At 36.1% G+C, this 18,597-nt stretch carries 18 protein-coding genes; 14 read left to right on the plus strand and 4 right to left on the minus strand.

Going from position 1 to position 18,597, the window contains the following annotated elements; translation table 11 throughout:
- Positions 1 to 12: 12 nt before the first annotated feature.
- The 3 genes from gltD (at position 13) to hisF (ending at position 2,980) form a co-directional block, all read left to right on the plus strand.
- Positions 13 to 1,497 carry a glutamate synthase small subunit gene (gltD, locus tag MKY60_RS08680; RefSeq protein WP_340929518.1) on the plus strand — a complete coding sequence of 495 codons (1,485 nt, stop codon included), beginning with the start codon at positions 13 to 15 and terminating at the stop codon, positions 1,495 to 1,497.
- Positions 1,498 to 1,590: 93 nt separating this feature from the next.
- A complete protein-coding gene (hisH, locus tag MKY60_RS08685; protein ID WP_093494706.1) occupies positions 1,591 to 2,202 on the plus strand; it encodes an imidazole glycerol phosphate synthase subunit HisH in 612 nt (203 codons plus the stop codon).
- A 1-nt stretch (position 2,203) separates the two neighbouring features.
- A complete protein-coding gene (gene hisF / locus MKY60_RS08690) occupies positions 2,204 to 2,980 on the plus strand; it encodes an imidazole glycerol phosphate synthase subunit HisF (RefSeq protein ID WP_340879524.1) in 777 nt (258 codons plus the stop codon).
- A 310-nt stretch (positions 2,981 to 3,290) separates the two neighbouring features.
- Here hisF and MKY60_RS08695 read toward each other — a convergent pair whose 3' ends face one another.
- The 4 genes from MKY60_RS08695 to MKY60_RS08710 form a co-directional block, all read right to left on the minus strand.
- Entirely contained in the window at positions 3,291 to 3,953 is a 663-nt protein-coding gene (locus MKY60_RS08695; protein ID WP_340929519.1) for an HAD family hydrolase, read from the minus strand.
- Between the two features lie 273 nt (positions 3,954 to 4,226).
- On the minus strand, positions 4,227 to 4,859 hold the full coding sequence (locus MKY60_RS08700; protein ID WP_340929520.1) for a spore coat protein: 633 nt from the start codon (positions 4,857 to 4,859) through the stop codon (positions 4,227 to 4,229).
- Positions 4,860 to 5,155: 296 nt separating this feature from the next.
- Positions 5,156 to 5,728, minus strand: coding sequence for a hypothetical protein (locus MKY60_RS08705; protein WP_093494710.1), 573 nt, complete (start codon positions 5,726 to 5,728; stop codon positions 5,156 to 5,158).
- On the minus strand, positions 5,725 to 6,291 hold the full coding sequence (locus MKY60_RS08710) for a DUF1273 domain-containing protein (RefSeq protein WP_340929524.1): 567 nt from the start codon (positions 6,289 to 6,291) through the stop codon (positions 5,725 to 5,727). Before MKY60_RS08710 ends, MKY60_RS08705 begins: the two co-directional genes overlap by 4 nt.
- A gap of 171 nt (positions 6,292 to 6,462) precedes the next feature.
- Here MKY60_RS08710 and ric point away from each other — a divergent pair, with 171 nt between their 5' ends.
- The 11 genes from ric (at position 6,463) to MKY60_RS08765 (ending at position 18,319) form a co-directional block, all read left to right on the plus strand.
- Complete coding sequence (gene ric / locus MKY60_RS08715; protein ID WP_340929526.1) at positions 6,463 to 7,161, plus strand: iron-sulfur cluster repair di-iron protein; 699 nt, start codon at positions 6,463 to 6,465, stop codon at positions 7,159 to 7,161.
- A 111-nt stretch (positions 7,162 to 7,272) separates the two neighbouring features.
- A complete protein-coding gene (modA, locus tag MKY60_RS08720; protein WP_340929528.1) occupies positions 7,273 to 8,052 on the plus strand; it encodes a molybdate ABC transporter substrate-binding protein in 780 nt (259 codons plus the stop codon).
- The gene (modB, locus tag MKY60_RS08725) at positions 8,033 to 8,716 is read left to right on the plus strand and encodes a molybdate ABC transporter permease subunit (protein ID WP_241600268.1); all 684 of its coding nucleotides are present in this window, start codon (positions 8,033 to 8,035) and stop codon (positions 8,714 to 8,716) included. The genes modA and modB overlap by 20 nt, the downstream gene beginning before the upstream one ends.
- 399 nt (positions 8,717 to 9,115) lie before the next feature.
- A complete protein-coding gene (locus tag MKY60_RS08730; RefSeq protein ID WP_340929529.1) occupies positions 9,116 to 12,790 on the plus strand; it encodes a nitrate reductase subunit alpha in 3,675 nt (1,224 codons plus the stop codon).
- A complete protein-coding gene (gene narH / locus MKY60_RS08735; protein ID WP_340929530.1) occupies positions 12,780 to 14,324 on the plus strand; it encodes a nitrate reductase subunit beta in 1,545 nt (514 codons plus the stop codon). Before MKY60_RS08730 ends, narH begins: the two co-directional genes overlap by 11 nt.
- The gene (gene narJ, locus MKY60_RS08740) at positions 14,317 to 14,892 is read left to right on the plus strand and encodes a nitrate reductase molybdenum cofactor assembly chaperone (protein WP_340929532.1); all 576 of its coding nucleotides are present in this window, start codon (positions 14,317 to 14,319) and stop codon (positions 14,890 to 14,892) included. Before narH ends, narJ begins: the two co-directional genes overlap by 8 nt.
- Positions 14,879 to 15,565 carry a respiratory nitrate reductase subunit gamma gene (narI, locus tag MKY60_RS08745; protein WP_090561603.1) on the plus strand — a complete coding sequence of 229 codons (687 nt, stop codon included), beginning with the start codon at positions 14,879 to 14,881 and terminating at the stop codon, positions 15,563 to 15,565. The genes narJ and narI overlap by 14 nt, the downstream gene beginning before the upstream one ends.
- 48 nt (positions 15,566 to 15,613) lie before the next feature.
- Positions 15,614 to 16,072: a GAF domain-containing protein gene (locus tag MKY60_RS08750; RefSeq protein ID WP_340879530.1), complete on the plus strand. Its 459-nt coding sequence runs from the start codon at positions 15,614 to 15,616 to the stop codon at positions 16,070 to 16,072.
- Positions 16,069 to 17,124 (plus strand): sensor histidine kinase, encoded by a 1,056-nt coding sequence (locus tag MKY60_RS08755; protein ID WP_340929533.1) that lies wholly within the window; start codon positions 16,069 to 16,071, stop codon positions 17,122 to 17,124. The genes MKY60_RS08750 and MKY60_RS08755 overlap by 4 nt, the downstream gene beginning before the upstream one ends.
- Before the next feature lie 4 nt (positions 17,125 to 17,128).
- Positions 17,129 to 17,776 (plus strand): response regulator, encoded by a 648-nt coding sequence (locus MKY60_RS08760; RefSeq protein ID WP_090561599.1) that lies wholly within the window; start codon positions 17,129 to 17,131, stop codon positions 17,774 to 17,776.
- Positions 17,777 to 17,794: 18 nt separating this feature from the next.
- On the plus strand, positions 17,795 to 18,319 hold the full coding sequence (locus tag MKY60_RS08765) for a hemerythrin domain-containing protein (RefSeq protein WP_241600277.1): 525 nt from the start codon (positions 17,795 to 17,797) through the stop codon (positions 18,317 to 18,319).
- The last annotated feature ends 278 nt before the right edge of the window (positions 18,320 to 18,597 follow it).

Consider the following 18,597-nt stretch of genomic DNA (forward strand, 5'->3'; position numbering starts at 1 on the left):
GGGGAGATACTAATGGGAAAACCTACAGGATTTATGGAATATAAGCGTGAAAAAGGTAAAGAGGTGGCCCCTCTCAAACGTATTAATAACTGGAAGGAATACTCAGCTAAATTAACTGATGAGTCTCTACAAAAGCAAGGCGCAAGATGTATGGACTGCGGGACTCCGTTTTGTCATATGGGAATAGAGGTAAGGGGTGCGACTTCAGGTTGTCCTATTAATAACTTGATTCCCGAATGGAATGATTTAGTATACAAAGGACAATGGAGAGAAGCGCTTGAGCGTTTACAAATGACAAATAATTTCCCGGAGTTTACTGGAAGAGTCTGTCCTGCACCATGCGAAGGTTCGTGTACTTTGGCTATTTCAGATCCAGCAGTTTCCATAAAAAATATTGAGCGCACTATTATCGATAAAGGATTTGAGAATGGATGGATAGTCCCTAGAATTCCTATATCGAGAACTGGTAAGAAGATCGCTATTATCGGCTCTGGCCCTGCTGGTCTTGCAAGTGCAGATGACCTCAATCAGGCAGGTCATTCTGTTACAGTTTTCGAACGTGCAGACCGAGCGGGAGGACTTCTCATGTATGGGATTCCAAATATGAAACTGGAAAAAGATATTGTTGAACGTCGAATTCAATTGCTCCAGCAAGAAGGAATTGATTTTGTACTTAATACAGAAGTTGGGGTGGATATCTCAGCAGACTATTTAAAGGAACAGTACGATGCAGTAATCTTGTGTATTGGAGCTCAAAAACAACGTGTTCTTCATATGGAGGGTAACGAATCTAAAGGAATACATCTTGCGATGGATTATCTTACTACGACTACTAAAAGTTTGTTAGATTCAAATTTTAAGGACGACCAGTTTATCAATACAAAAGGTAAAGATGTCATAGTTATTGGTGGAGGAGATACGGGTTCTGATTGTGTGGCGACAGCCCTTCGGCAAAAGTGCCGTAGTGTAGTTCAATTTGGTAAGCATCCACAACTCCCATTAACACGTGCGGAAGATAATCAATGGCCAACTGACCCAACTATTTTTAAACTAGAATATGCTTACGAAGAAGCTGATGCAAAGTTTGGAAAAGATCCAAGAGAGTATTTAATTCAAACGAAGAAAATCATCGCGGATGCAAATGGTAATTTAAAAGAATTGCATACTATACAAATGGAGAAAATTCTTGGTGAAGATGGGTTCTACTTTTTTAAAGAAGTGCCAGGTACAGAAAAAGTATGGCCTGCTCAGTTTGTATTTATCGCTATTGGCTTTGAAGGAGCAGAAACTACTTTGGCCGAACAATTAGGTGTACGAATTACCAATAAAAAGATTGCTGCATCTTCAAAAGATTATCAAACAAATATGGAGGGAATCTTTACAGCTGGCGATGCTAGAAGAGGACAAAGCCTAATTGTTTGGGCTATTAAGGAAGGCCAGGAAGTAGCTAAACGAGTAAATGAATATGTTAGTAAAAAACCGGTCATAGTCTCATGACCGGTTTTTACTGTGCTAGTGAACTAAAGTTTTTGTTCCGTTTTTGCCCATAAGATGTCATAATAGTTACATAACGAATATGGAGGCAATAACATGATTGGTATAATAGATTATGGTGCAGGAAATTTACATAGTGTATTAAAAGCAACAAAACAACTTGGATATGAAACGAAACTCATTACGAGTGATAGTGATCATACTGATGATATTACAAAGATTATACTCCCTGGTGTTGGAAACGCAAAAGTGGCTATGGATGTTTTAAATAGTACAGGCCTAAGTGATTATCTAAAAGAGAGGGTTTCTAAAGGGATTCCATTATTGGGTATTTGTCTTGGTATGCAACTTTTATTAGAAACGAGCGAAGAAGGGAATGTTCCTTGTCTAGGATTACTCAAAGGAGCAGTACCTGAATTTACCGACGAATCGGAGAAAATTCCACATATGGGTTGGAATCAAGTGAAAGATATTCAAAGTCATTTTCTATTTGAAAATATTCCAGATGAAACGGACTTTTACTTTGTTCATTCCTATTTTGCGAAACCAGAGTTACAAGAAGAAATATTAGGTGAAACAAATTATGGTATTAATTTTGCTTCGGTTATTGGTAATTCACAAGTGATGGGTGTACAATTTCATCCTGAAAAAAGTGGTAAGTATGGTATTCAGCTTTTAGATAATTTCTGCAAGCAAGGAGGTAAATAATATGCTTAGAAAACGAATTGTACCAGCCATTGATGTATTAAATGATCAAGCAGTTAAGTATGTTCAATTTAGAAACCCTACTATTATAGGGGACCCCGCAGAGCTTGGAAAAAAATATACCGAAGATGGTGCAGATGAATTAATCTATCTTGATACTACGGCATCCTTGAAAAACCAAGATTTAAAACTGGAATGGATACAGCGTGTCGCTGAACAAGTAAATATTCCATTTTCCGTAATCGGTGGTGTGCGTACGGTAGAAGATTTCAAAAATTTACTACGAGCTGGGGCAGATAAGGTAGGGGTAAACTCTGCTGCAGTAATGCGTCCTGAGTTACTTAAAGAAGCAGCAGATATTTACGGCAAACAATGTGTCGTATTAGGCTTAGATGCCATGCCAATTTATAATGATGAAGGGGAGATTGTTAGGTGGGAAGTTTACACTCATTCTGGCCATGAGAAAACCGGATTGGATGTTGTTGAGTGGGCACAGCAAGCCGCTGACTTAGGTGCTGGAGAAATAATTTGTACGAGTATCCACAAAGACGGCATGAAAAACGGCTATGATGTAGAACTAATAAAGTTATTATCTGAAAAAGTAAATATCCCAATAATCGCTTCAGGTGGAGCAGGAAAGATCGAACATATTGAGGAAGTCTTCTCTGAGGGGAAAGCAGATGCGGCTTTAGTTGCATCTATGATTCATTACGGTGATTATACAATTGGAGAGATCAAATCTTATTTGCAAACTAAAAATGTGAATGTACGACTTACTTAATAGAAGAAATGACTTAGTCTTTACTGAGACTAAGTCATTTCTTCTGGCTTGAATTTTTAGATGAATGTTGGTGGGGAAATGTTGAATCGCTCGAATGTTTGGGAGAATCACTAGAATGTGTTTGAGAATCGCTCGAATGTTTGAGAGAATCACTAGAATGTTTGGGAGAATCACTAGAATGTGTATGAGAATCGCTAGAATGTTTGGGAGAATCACTAGAATGTGTTTAAGAATCGCTCGAATGTTTGAAAGAATCACTAGTCTAGGTTTAAGAATCGATCAATAAGTCCTGCAGATTCTGAAGGCTATCTTATTCGATTATCTCCCATCCACGTTCAGTAGCCAGTTTCCGTAGTTTCTCCTCAGGTTTAACTGCTACAGGATTACCCACTAACTTTAAAACAGGCAAGTCTGAAAAACTATCGCCATATGCATAACTATTTTCCCAGTCTATCTGATGACCACTCAATACTTCATGGACCTTCAATGTTTTTTGTTCGCCATTTATATGGTTAATAATATTTTTGGTATAAACTTTTTCATCCTTATACAAAATATCAGTTCCTATTATCTGGTTGAACACAAGTCCGTCTGTTACCCGCTCTAAAAATTGTGTGTAAGCTCCAGATACTAGTAATATGTGAAGATTCTCTTCTTGATGAAGTTTTAGTCTATCCAACACTTTTTGGTTAAAATCCTGTTGCATGACACCTTTGATTTCCTCGAAATATGCATCCATTTCCTGTTTTGAAAGACCTTCGAAAGCTTCTAAATATAATTGCATAGAACGTCTTTTCATCCTGCTAGCTGGATATAGTTTAAGTTTATTTGCTATGTATGGCGGAACAATTGCACGATAAAAGCTTTTATATGAAGATTGATAGATAGGGTGTTCTTTTAGATGTTTCATTAGTATTGTAAATGTTTCTTCTTCGTAGAGAGTTCCATCAAAATCAAATATAGCTACTCGCATAAGTTCCACCCTTTTCTCAAATAATAATTTATAAAATTATTATACATGAATCAATTTCATAAAAGGATATAAAATAGTGAGATCCGAACAACGATGATTTTTACTCTGGAAGGGCGCTTTCTGCGGGCACGGTTTCAATCCCCTCATTACTACGTTTCTAGGGGGCTTTTAGCTCTCACTATTCCCAAATTTCGATATTACGTAAGTAATTATGAATTGACTCACATGAATAATTAAAAAATCGCCCCAAACTAACGGGGCGAGATTTATAATTTAGCTCATCATTTTGCCTTGTGCTGGAGCATAAGCGTTCAAGATTGCCTGCATACTTTGCTCGTCTAGTTGTGGAACTTGATAATAATGATGTTTATTTTGATAAATGGAAAGCTCATAAGCCATTTCAATACAGTTTGGAATTGAGTCTGCAAGTACACGGCGGACAACTGGATTGGTTGTTTCTAATGCTGCGGTAGTTTTAGCAGTGGCAGAGGCTTTAGCAGCATCAAGAAGATAACCTGAGATTATCTCATCCGAAAGCTCATTTGCAGATTGGATAGGTTTTTTGGGCTGTGAAGGTTTGATGCCATATATAAAATCATTTTCTGTTTGCATTTTATAGCTAGTTGTAGGATGTGACGGATCTTTACCGGTTTTAAAACATTCTACAGTAATATTATACTCATCTACTGCGAATGCGTATTGTCGGTCTAAAATATTGAGCAATTCTTGATCTTTGACATGTGGACGTAGAAGCGTTTTTAAATTCAAACCAGAAATAGCTGTTGAAAGTACTTCATGAACGTCAAAAACCTCATGACCACCATGATTCATATTCTGCGGTATGCTACCTGTTTGCATATTTTGATGAGTTTGCCCTTGACCTTGTCCAAATGGGTTTTGTGTCATTCCAATTTTTCCTCCTTTTAGAAAATGTGATGAAACATCCTTTATAGATTGAACAAAATGATACATAATATGCAGGGCAAAAAAAATAAAAAGACAATCCCACCTAAGTTTCTTTGGGATTGTCTGTCGATTTGAATTTAGCTCGCATTAACGAGTAGTAATACTCCGATCAAGGCTTGGACGAAGTAAAAAAAGCATAAGTGTGTGACAATTGTACGTAAAACAGCCAAGTACTTAGACAGAAAGCGTCACATGTGGCTTTGTCTATGTGACTAAAATTCTTTAATTGTCTAAAACTATTCGATAGTCGCTGCTAACCTAAATATTAGGGAATATAAAAATTGATACGTTTCTTCGATTGAAGAGGAGTCATTAAATCCATTTAAATAATTGATAGGTAAATTTATTTCCCATAAACCTTCATTAGCTGCAAACATCATACTATATTGCATTTTCTCTGAATTATAATGCTCATCTAGAAAAGCTCTTATTTCAGCTGAATATTTTTTTTGAATATATAGCCCGAACATTGCAGTATATACTTCAAATACTTCATCGTATTCAACTGCAATTGCATCAACACTAACAATGTCCAATACTTTAGTTTCTAAAAAAGTATACTCTTGAATATTGTCCTTAAAATATGAAATAGGTGATTGTAAAAATGCTATTGATTCTTTAGATATCAGTTCATCTGTTTCTTTGTTGTATCGTTCAATAATTGCCTCGCTAAATAAGTTTTGTTGGATGACATTTAATCCTGCAGGAAGTAATTGATTTTTCTCTGCAAAATCTTTTTCCTCCTCCGTCAGTATTAATTCCTGGTCTGTTGTTTCTTCAATTTTTTTAGTGAGTTTATTTTTAATCATAGAAATTGATTCCTCTCTTCTTCTGCTATTTCTTCTGCCATTACTTGAAGGTCGTATGCATCTATAACGATTATTCGATAATCATTTTTTTCAGCATATTGCTCAGCTAATTTTTTAATGAACTTCGGTGATCCTTCATTTTCTTCATCATAAACTAGTAACATGCCATCCGAATTTCGGACAACGAACTTATTTCTCTCGATAAACTGCCAGGGAGCTTCATACGGTTTCTTAGTCACACTAGTATGATAATCAGCTTCCATTAATAGGCGTTCATACTTTTCTTTCTTTTGTTCATTCCAATTTTTCTCTTGCTCTAAAAAAGGGGTAATAATGGCGAATTTCACATCTGGGTATTCGGCTTTTAGTTCTAGAATTAGTTCAGCACTCCAAGTTTCCACACCTTGGACGCCACCTAATATAATCCATTCTAATCCTTCGTCCAATAAAACACGTAGTTGATTTTCTATAGCTCTTTTAATAATAGGAATTCCTTTATGAGAATCATTAAATATGCCTAATTCATGTGCTTTATAACCTGTTATTAACAATCTTTTAATCATTATATCACCCTACTTATCATAGCATGTTCCTTTACCCATATAAAATCTTATCTCGTATGACTTTAAAAACGATAGAGAAAATTATTGTAGGAAGAGGGAACTCCCTAATATTTATTTTTCTTTAACAATTTACAATTAGTTTGTAGCTAACTAAGAAGGGAATGAAGTAAAATGACTGAGTTATCCGTAGAAACAAATGTTTCAGAGATTGTAAAAGAAGTACCACAGACCGGTGATTTGTTTAGAAAACTACGTATAGATTTTTGTTGTGGAGGGAAAATACCTCTTAGAACTGCCGCAATAGATCAACATTTAGATCCATATGAGGTTTTTGAAAAAGTGAAAGGCATTCAATCGAAACAAACAGAATATAAACAATTGCTACCAACTTCTTTAGACGAGAAAGCGTTGATCGAACATATACAAACAAAACATCATGCATATTTACGTGAAGAATTACCTTCTTTAACACCGTATATAACTAAAGTATCAAAAGTGCATGGGGAAAATCATCCTCATCTTTTGAGAGTTAAAGAGATTTTCACCGTTTTAAAACGTGAGTTAATCGATCATACCGACGATGAAGATCATGTTGTTTTTCCACTAATAAATCAATTTATAGAAAACCCAACGGAAGAACACGCAAAACAATTACAACCACATGTACTAGAATTGGAAGAAGAACACGAAAATGCAGGTAATTTACTGAAAGAACTCCGAGTAATTACCGATAATTTCACACCTCCAGAAAGTGCTTGCGGTACATTTAGATTGGTATACCAACGTCTGGAACAACTCGAAAAAGATACATTTGAACATATTCATTTGGAGAATAATATATTGTTTGAAAATGTAAGGACAGCAATTTAATAGAAAGGTCGCTATTTAGTCGAAGATACATTGACAAATATAGCGACTATTTTTATTTAGATGTATAGAAGCTATAATGATAGATATGTAGGTAAGGTAGGAGAGGATATTATGAACAAATTTATCAAAATAATCATAGTTTTCTTATTAATTGTCCCATTTTTAGCAGCCTGTTCAAATACAGCTGGAGAAGAAGCAAAAACAGAATTAGTCATTTCAACCGCTTCTAGTCTAAAGGAAGCGATGGAGGATATACAACATACATATGAAGAAGAAAACCCTCATATTAAACTACGATTTAACTTTGGAGCTTCCGGTTCCCTGCAGCAACAAATTTCTCAGGGTGCTCCAGTAGATCTTTTTTTTTCTGCTGCGGAGGACAAACTTGATTTATTAGTGAAAGAGGGCTTAATGGATAAAAATGATGTTACAGATTTATTAGGAAATGAGTTAGTATTAATCGTTCAAAATGGTAGGAAAACAACTTTAAAAAGCTTTCAAGATTTAAACAAGCAAGAAGTAGAGAAAATTTCTATTGGAATGCCTGAAACAGTACCTGCTGGGAAATATGCAAAAGAGTCGTTACAAAACTTAGGGATTTGGAATGATATAGATTATAAAATAGTGTTTGCTAAAGATGTTAGACAGGTACTATCATATGTTGAGACGGGGAATGTTGTAGCTGGAATCGTCTATAAAACAGATGTAATTTCTTCTAAAAAAATTAAGGTAATTGCTTCAGTGGAAGAGCAAATGCATACTCCAATTATTTACCCACTTGGGATCATTAAAGATACCAAACACTATGAAGAAGCGAAAGATTTTTATGATTATCTTCAGAGTGAGAAAGGTTTAAAGGTTTTTGAAGATTATGGATTTACTATTAACTAACATTACATTATACGAGTTTTTTAATCCTATTTGGTTATCCCTAAAAATTACTATCATAGCCAGCGTTATTGTGATTATTTCAGGAATATTAGTAGGAAGACTTCTAGCGAGAAATTCTTTCAAGGGAAAATCGATAGTGGAAACATTGCTATTACTACCATTGGTGCTTTCCCCTACTGTTGTCGGATTTTTGTTAATTGTTATATTTGGTCGAAATAGTATTTTTGGGCAAGTGATCGAAAGGTTGTTCAACCAGCCGGTAATCTTCACCTGGTGGGCGGCGGTGATCGCTTCGGTAGTAGTAGCTTTCCCTCTAATGTATCAATCTGCAAAGTCCGGATTTCAAGCAATCGATACTAACATTGAAGAGGCTGCTAGAGTTGATGGCGCTAGTGAGTGGAAGATTTTGTATTACTTATCTATACCGCTTGCATCTAAATCACTTATGTCAGGGGCAATTTTAAGTTTTGCACGCGCGCTTGGTGAATTTGGTGCCACATTAATGTTTGCAGGTAATATCCCAGGTCAAACCCAAACTCTACCTACAGCAATTTATACTGCGATAGATTCTGGAAATATGGAATTAGCTTGGCTCTGGGTTACTTCTATTATATTTATATCCTTTATCATGTTGATGATTATACAGCGTAACCAGAATTATTGAATACTATTTTAGACTTAAGCTTAATTGCTTAAGTCTTTTTTTGAATAAAAATACTATTGATTTCTACTCTGAGATGATAGCTCATAAGGATACTAATACAGCCAATACTCTGTGTAAATGACTCATTAACGACTTAAAGTCGCCAAAAAGGATGCTACGAATGTAGCCCATAGTCAAGACGGGGATTAAACCCATAAATTATCAAATATCGTCTGGAATGTGCTCTCATTTTCTGTGTTCTCCACTTAGAATTTTGTGCTCTAGGGAAAACCCGGTAGTGTTTAGGACTTTCCCTAATGTCGAATATTGTCATAGTCTTTCATAATAATAGTATAAGAATGAGCAAGTAATTGATTCCCGTCATGCTAGTCATTCGAATAGGAAGGGTGATCGATACTAATGAAACGTAAATTTGGATTGAAGTATTTTAAGCCTACAGAAAAATATTCAGGAAGCTGGTCGATTCTTGAGCAAAAAAACCGAGACTGGGAAAATATGTACCGTGAACGTTGGTCACATGACAAAGTAGTTCGGACAACACACGGAGTTAACTGTACTGGTTCTTGTAGTTGGAAAGTATTTGTGAAAAACGGAATTATTACATGGGAAAATCAGCAAATAGATTATCCATCATGTGGTCCTGAAATGCCAGAATTTGAACCTAGAGGATGTCCTCGTGGAGCATCATTTTCATGGTATGAATATAGCCCATTACGTGTGAAATATCCATATATGCGAGGTCGACTATGGAGACTTTGGAAAACTGCTTTACATGAACATACAAATCCAGTGGATGCTTGGGGAAGTATTGTTGAAGATCCAGAGAAAGCATTTACTTATAAAAGAGCCAGAGGTAAGGGTGGACATGTCCGAGTTTCCTGGCAGGATGCAATGGAATTGATATGTGCACAATTGATCTATACGATTCGTAAGTATGGTCCTGATAGAATAGCTGGATTTACACCAATTCCGGCAATGTCAATGATCAGCTATGCTGCTGGTTCGAGATTTATCAGTTTACTTGGTGGGGAAATGTTAAGTTTCTATGATTGGTATGCTGATTTACCACCAGCTTCACCACAAATTTGGGGAGAGCAAACAGATGTACCGGAATCATCTGATTGGTACAATTCGGGTTATTTAATCATGTGGGGCTCAAATGTCCCATTAACTCGTACACCAGATGCCCACTTTATGACTGAGGTTCGTTATAAAGGAACAAAAGTTGTTTCGGTTGCTCCTGACCATGCAGAAAACGTGAAATTTGCAGATAACTGGCTAGCTCCACATCCTGGAACAGATGCTGCTGTAGCTCAAGCGATGACACATGTTATTTTGGATGAGTTTTACGTTCAACGTAAAGAAGAAATGTTCATTAACTATGCAAAACAATATACAGATATGCCATTTTTAATTTTATTGGATGAACATGAAGGTATTCACAAAGCTGGACGGTTCTTACGCGCAAGTGACTTTGGAGATACAACAGAGAATTCTGAGTGGAAACCTGTAATTATTGATGAAATTACATCTAAAATAATTGTACCTAATGGGACAATGGGGCAACGCTGGGAACAAGATAAAAACTGGAATCTTATTTTAGAAAATGAAGATGGAACTAGAATTGATCCAGCAATGAGTGTTGAAAATTATGAATCAAGTCAAACAGAAATAGTTTTCCCGTTCTTTGATAATGTTGCAAATGGAACATTTAATAGACATATCCCAGCTAAACAAGTTACTTTGGCTGATGGAAGTACTCGTCTAGCAGTTACTGTATATGATTTAATGCTAAGTCAGTATGGTATCAATCGCGCGGAAAGTGAATTTAACGCAAAAGGATATGATGATGCCGAATCATTTTACACACCAGCTTGGCAAGAAAAGGTCACTGGCGTAAAAGCATCGGTAGTTGTACAAGTAGCTAGAGAATTTGCTCAAAATGCTATTGATACAGAAGGTAGATCAATGATTATTATGGGGGCGGGTATTAACCATTGGTTCAATAGTGATACAATCTATCGATCTATTTTAAACCTAGTTATACTGACAGCGTCTCAAGGAGTTAACGGTGGAGGATGGGCCCATTATGTTGGTCAAGAGAAAGTTCGTCCTATTGAAGGCTGGAGCACTATTGCATTTGCTAAAGACTGGCAAGCACAACCGCGGCTTCAAAATGCTACTTCCTTCTTCTACTTTGCTACGGACCAATGGAAGTATGAAGAAATGGGTAATGACTCACTAAAATCTCCTCTAGCTGGGGAGCTTAAGTACCAACATCCTGCAGATTATAATGTATTAGCTGCAAGACTTGGTTGGTTGCCATCTTATCCACAGTTTAACAAAAATAGTTTATTTTTTGCTGAAGAAGCAGCGGCAAAAGGGAAAACAACAAATGAAGAAATAATAAAAACGGCATATGACCAAATAGTTTCAGGCGAAGTAAAAGGTGCAATCGAAGATCCAGACTCACCTGAAAACTTCCCAAAATCCTTATTTGTTTGGAGATCAAACTTAATTTCTAGTTCTGCCAAAGGACAAGAATATTTTATGAAGCATTTACTAGGTGCAAGTGATGGATTATTAGCGACTCCAAATGAAGATGAAAAACCTGAAGAAATAAAGTGGAGAGATGATGTAGAAGGTAAGTTGGATCTGTTAGTTTCTATTGATTTTAGAATGACAACTACTCCATTGTACTCAGATATTGTATTACCTGCTGCAACTTGGTATGAGAAAACAGATATTTCATCTACTGATATGCATCCATTTGTTCATCCGTTCAATCCGGCAGTAGACCCACTATGGGAATCACGTTCCGACTGGGATGTATACCGCTCATTAGCTCAAACATTTTCTAAAATGGCGGAATCACATTTACCAGGAGTTTATAAAGACGTAGTTACGTCTCCGCTAGCACATGATTCGAAGAGTGAAATTTCTCAACCAATGGGATTAGTGAAGGATTGGAAAAAAGGTGAGGTTGAACCAGTCATTGGTAAAACTATGCCTAACTTTATAGTCGTGGAAAGAGATTATACAAAGGTTTATGATAAGTTTGTTTCGCTTGGGCCTTTAACTGAAAAAGGAAAAATCGGAGCTCATGGTGTAAGTTTCTCTGTAGCAGAAGAATACGAGGATATGAAAAAAATAAACGGGACTCATTTTGATGACACTATTAAAAACGGTCTTCCAATGATTCACTCAGCAAGACAGGCAGTAAACGCTGTACTTCACTTATCATCAGCAACAAATGGTAAGGTATCTCAAAAAGCATTTGAATCAGCAGAAAAAGATACAGGTGTGCAGCTGAAGGATATTTCTGCAGATCGTGCAGCTGAAAAAATTACGTTCCAAAATATAACCGTTCAACCAAGAGAAGTAATTCCAACACCTGTGTTTAGTGGTTCGAATAAATTAGGTCGACGATATTCACCATTTACAACAAATATAGAACGATTAGTTCCTTTTAGAACTTTAACGGGTCGCCAACATTTCTATATTGATCATGAAATATTCTTGCAATATGGTGAATCGCTACCAGTTTACAAACCAACATTGCCGCCAATGGTCTTTGGTACTAAGGATAAACCTATTGTCGGCGGGAAAGATGCACTAGTTTTACGTTATTTAACACCACATGGAAAGTGGAATATTCATAGTACTTATCAGGATAATTTGCATATGCTCACATTATTTAGAGGTGGACCAGTTGTTTGGATTAATAATGACGATGCAGCGGAGCATGACATTGAAGATAACGCTTGGTTAGAAGTTTATAACCGAAATGGTGTAGTAACAGCTAGAGCAGTTGTTAGTCATCGTATGCCAAAAGGAACTATGTTCATGTACCATGCACAGGATAAGCATATTAATGTACCTGGTTCTGAAATAACAGAAGAACGAGGGGGAAGTCATAACGCACCTACTAAAATTCATGTTAAACCAACTCAAATGGTCGGTGGTTACGCACAATTAAGCTATGGGTTTAACTATTATGGTCCAATAGGTAACCAAAGAGATGGATACGTAGCTGTTCGTAAGATGAAGGAGGTAAATTGGCTTGAAGATTAAAGCGCAAATAGCAATGGTGATGAACCTTGATAAGTGTATAGGGTGTCATACATGTAGTGTTACCTGCAAAAGTACTTGGACAAATCGTGAGGGTGCCGAATACATGTGGTTTAACAACGTAGAAACTAAACCTGGTATTGGTTATCCTAAACGCTGGGAAGACCAAGAAGTATACAAAGGTGGATGGCAAATGCGAAATGGAAAGTTGGAACTGAAATCCGGTTCAAAGCTTTCTAAAATAGCATTAGGAAAAATTTTCTACAATCCCGATATGCCAGAAATGAAAGATTACTATGAACCTTGGACATATGACTATGAAAAGTTAACAAATTCACCTGAGGTGAAGCATTCCCCTGTTGCTCGTCCAAAATCAGTAGTTACTGGTGAATATATGGATTTAGAATGGGGACCAAACTGGGAGGATGATTTGGCAGGGGCTCATATTACGGGACCTACTGATCCAAACATCCAAAAAATTGAGGAAGAGATTAAGTTCAATTTTGAACAGTCATTTATGATGTATCTACCAAGATTGTGTGAACACTGCTTAAATCCAAGTTGTGTAGCATCTTGTCCATCAGGAGCTATGTATAAACGCGAAGAAGATGGGATCGTTCTAGTTGACCAGGAAGCATGTCGTGGTTGGCGCTATTGTATGACTGGTTGTCCGTATAAAAAAGTATACTTTAACTGGAAAACAAACAAAGCAGAGAAATGTACGTTCTGTTATCCTCGTATTGAATCAGGACTTCCGACGGTTTGTTCTGAAACTTGTACAGGGCGTATTCGTTATTTAGGGGTACTATTATATGATGCAGACCGTGTACTAGAAGTAGCCTCAACCCCAGATGAGAAAGATTTGTATAAAGCACAGTGTGGAATTTTCTTAAATCCAAATGATCCTGAAGTCATTGAACAGGCAAGGAAAGATGGAATAGCAGAAGAGTGGATTGAAGGTGCACAAAACTCTCCGGTTTATAAACTAGCAATAGAATACCAGTTAGCATTCCCATTACATCCGGAATATAGAACATTACCAATGGTATGGTATGTTCCACCTTTAAGCCCTATCATGAACTATTTTGAAGGGAAAGATTCCATCAAAAATCCGGATATGATTTTCCCTGCAATTGAAGAGATGCGTACACCAATTCAATATTTAGCAAATATGTTAACAGCAGGTGATGCACCAGCGGTAAAAGGTGCTCTTCAACGAATGGCCATGATGCGCTCTTATATGCGTGCAATTTCTTCTGGTAAAGAATTTGATGAAAGTCGTTTAGAACGTGTAGGATTAACAGCACATCAAACACAACAAATGTATAGATTATTGGCAATTGCTAAATACGAAGATCGTTTCGTCGTTCCTACTTCTCATCGAGAAGGATATATGGATCCTTATCGTGCACAAGGATCAATGGGTTATGATATGGGCTGCGACGGATGTGGACCAGCTTCTCCTAACCAGACAGCAACTAAAACGGGTAAGGAAATTTATGAAGAGAACTTCTACGGAGGGATTTGGCGTGATTGATTTAGATAAGCTATATAAACATAAACCGGCTTTCGGCTTTTTTGCGCAGCAATTAACTTATCCAGAAAAACTAACCTTTCACCCTACCCTAATCGAAGAATCATTTTCACCAAATGATCCTGCGTACGAATTAGTGAAAGCGTACTGGGATGAAATTCATACGTATAGTTTGGATGATATACAGGAACTATATGTTCAGACATTTGACTTTCAAAAAAGTGCAACTTTATATATGACTTATTTTAAATTTGAGGATGCAAAAGAGAGAGGTCAAATGCTTGCAAAGTTAAAAGTAATGTATGAGATGTTTGGTTTAGACATGCCAGCAGAGGAGCTTTCCGATTATCTACCACTTATCTGTGAATTTTTATACGCCGCAGAATGGATAGGTGATTCTAGAGCGAAAGATAGTTTTAATATTCTATTTGCTGTACTGGAAGATGGGACATATAATTTAATTGAAGCATTGGAAAAGTTTAATAGCCCATATCTCCGGCTTGTCAGAGGCTTACGAGAAACCTTCAAAGCCTGTATAGAAAGGGAGGCTGTAAATCATGAACATGATTGATCAGTTTTTATGGGTTATATTTCCGTATATTTGTATAGCAGTTTTTATTGTAGGTCATATTTTTCGATATAGAACAGATCAATTTAGCTGGACGGCAAAATCGAGTGAATTTATAGAGAAAAAACAATTAATGATTGGAAGCTTACTGTTCCATATTGGTATTATTCCCGTAATAATGGGGCATGTATCTGGGCTAGCAATACCGAAATCATGGCTTCATGCAGTTGGTGTAAATGATCACTTATACCATATTGGAGCAATTTACATTGGTGGATTCTTTGGATTTGTGACATTGGCAGGGATGATCATTTTGACATCTCGTAGATTCACAAAGTCAACTGTTCGTAAATTGAGTAGTACGTCAGATTTAATAGTAAATGTGATTTTATTATTTATCGTTTTTATGGGGATGTATGCAACGCTGGTTACAAATGCAGTTCAACCTGATTTTGACTATAGAACCTCCATTTCGGTCTGGTTTAGAAACTTATTTATCTTACAGCCAGATGCATCCTATATGTTAAATGTGCCTATGTCTTTTAAAATCCATGTAGTAACAGGGTTTTTAATATTTGCATTATGGCCATTTACTAGATTAGTTCACGTATGGAGTGTACCATTAAACTACGTAGGTAGAAGCTATATCTTATATAGAAAGAATCGATCAGAATAAAGAAAAAGGAGACTTCGGTCTTCTTTTTTATCCATAAGGGGTATTTATATGAAAAATGATATTGATTTTCAAAAAGTGATAACCGCTTTTAAAGACAAGTATGAAGTAGATTTAGTGGCATTAGCCTTTATCCAACCAGCACAGCTTGAATATGTGCTAACATGGCAGTACGCTATTGGAAATATTAATAATCGTTTGAAAAGAATTGTTCTACAATCCGGCAAAGGTATTGCAGGTCAAGTTTTTAAATCTGGAAAGCCTATGCATGTACCAAATGTTGTGACTGAGTATCCTGATAGAGATTTGTTTAATTACCCAATAATTGTTTCTGAAAAGATTAAAAGCTTTTGTGCTCTGCCACTTTATAAAAAAAATAAAGTTCAAGGAGTATTATTGTTGGGATATAGGGAAGAGGATAAGATGACGTATGAATTATTTGAAAAAATAATTTATAATATCCATATTGATTTTCCAAAATATTACGGTAAGGAGATGGCTAAGAATTGACAAATAATGCACATTCAGAGTTAGTTGATAGCTTAATAGGAATGTACGAAAACAGTTCTGAAGCCTTTTTCTTTTTTAATAAAGATAATAAATTATTACATTTGAATCCGATTGCGAGAGAAATAGTAGATACAGATGCATTAGATGCTATGTTGGAAGGTCAAGAAAGGTCTATTTGTCAAACATGTAAAGGCTATACGAATACAACAGAGTTAATTTCCTGTGAAAACTGTTATTTCTCCGATCCAAAACAAGATTTCAGTTCATTTCAAGTATATCTAGATACGAAAGATAAAGGGGTTCTTCCCTATGTAGCAAGTTTTCATACTATTGATAGTGAAAAAGGAACAAAAGTACTTATTTTGAGAAATTTAACAAAGTTACTTGAAACAAGAGAATTACTATTTAAAAATACAACGATTAAGCAAATAATTAAAGCACAAGAAGACGAACGCAAAAGAATTTCAAGAGAACTTCATGATAGTGTAGCACAGGAAATATTGAGTTCATTAGTAGATTTAAGACTTATGAAATATTTGAAAAGTCCTGAGGAAGTCTCCCAGAAAGTTCAGCATATGGAAGCATCTTTAACAAGACTGCTAGATGAAATAAGGAATATGGCTGTAGAATTACGACCTTCGTCATTAGATGATCTAGGCATTGAAGCAGCACTAAGATCACATATTAAATGGATTGAAAAAAACTATGGATTAGTTGTCCATTATACATCTGAAATCAAAGGGAAACGTTTCCTTAATGAAATTGAAACGGTTGTCTATCGAATATGCCAGGAATCAATTTTAAATGCACTAAAATATGCTGATGTGGACGAGGTTAACGTCGAACTATATGAGAAAGATGATAATTTAATATTGAAAATTGTTGATGACGGTATTGGCTTTGACACTTCACAGAGAGTATTTAAGGGTACTGGCCTAGGATTGTTTGGCATGAAGGAAAGAGCTGAACTAGTAGGTGGTAAATTGTCTATTATGTCATCTATGGGTAAAGGGACAGAAGTTCTACTATACATCCCACTAAAGGAGCGCTAAACGAATGAAAATTGTTATTGCAGATGACCATGCAGTTGTACGAAGTGGATTTTCAATGATACTAAACTATCAAGAGGATATGGAAGTTGTTGCAACTGCTGCCGACGGAATAGAAGCACATTTGATGGTCGCAAAGCATCAACCCGACATTCTTCTTCTAGACTTGAGTATGCCACCTGGAGAGAGTGGGTTAATAGCGACTGGGAAAATTAGTGAAGACTTTCCGGATACAAAAATTCTTATTTTAACAATGTATGACGATCAGGAGTATATGTTCCATGTATTGAAAAATGGTGCTTCGGGATACATATTAAAGAATGCACCAGATGAGGAACTTTTGAGCGCTATACGCATGGTTTATAAAGGGGGAACATATATACATCCCAAAATGGCAACTTCTCTCGTAAAAGAATTCATAAAAAAAGATCAAAATATAGTAGACGACGATCCATTTAGAGTACTTTCCAAAAGAGAAATAGAGATTCTACCGTTAGTTGCAAAAGGCTATGGCAATAAAGATATTGCTGCAAAACTATTTATATCAGTAAAAACGGTAGAAGCACACAAAGCAAAAATAATGGAAAAATTAGATTTAAAAAGTCGTCCAGAGCTAGTTGAGTATGCACTGAAAAAGAAATTATTAGAATTTTAAAAAGTGAGGTCTTTAATAATGGCTAATGCTAATTTCCAAAGTCCCGTTCCAGCTATGAGAATATTAGAAAACGAACATCAATATTTAATGCACTTAATGAATGAATGGCATGCGATCGTTTTAAACTTTGAAAACGATGTATATGAGGAAATTGAAGCTCGTGCAGAGTTCTCGGCGCTACGTAAGCTGTTAATCGATTTCTTAGAGCCTCTTAAAAATCATACTGATAAGGAAGAAAAGTTCTTTTTCCCGTTATTAGGGCATTATATTGGAACAGAACAAGGTCCAATAGTAACTATCGAAGCAGAGCATGAAGAAATAGATGCATATATAGGTCATTTTTTACATCATACTAGAGCAGGTATAGATCATTTAAGCCTAGATGATATGAAACGAATAGCGAAGGACGCAGGTGAAGCCTTCGAAGTGTTAATGGTTCATTTTGTAAAAGAAGAATCTGTATTGTTTCCTATGACTGATCGAGTGATGAAAGCAGTGGACCAAGATAAATTATTAGAACAACTGAATACTTTAATTGTTTAAAATAACTCATTTCACTCTATGGGTTATTTTTTTCTATTTGTATTAAATTCACCACAGAGTGATGAAAACTAAAATACACATCGATTTCCATGGACACGGGTTCAATCCCTTGTGCTTAATGGTAAACACGATGAAATACAAGTAAACACTATCCTTTGCATTCTCCCACGTGAATAGAGAACAAAACAAAAGTAATTCAATTCTACACATTCAGTCTGTGAAATGGGAAAGTAATTTGGTGAAATTATCCATTCCGCAAGTAAAAGGTAATAGTCCGC

Origin of the sequence: Psychrobacillus sp. FSL K6-1415 (genome assembly GCF_038003185.1) — a bacterium.
GTDB lineage: Bacteria > Bacillota > Bacilli > Bacillales_A > Planococcaceae > Psychrobacillus > Psychrobacillus psychrodurans.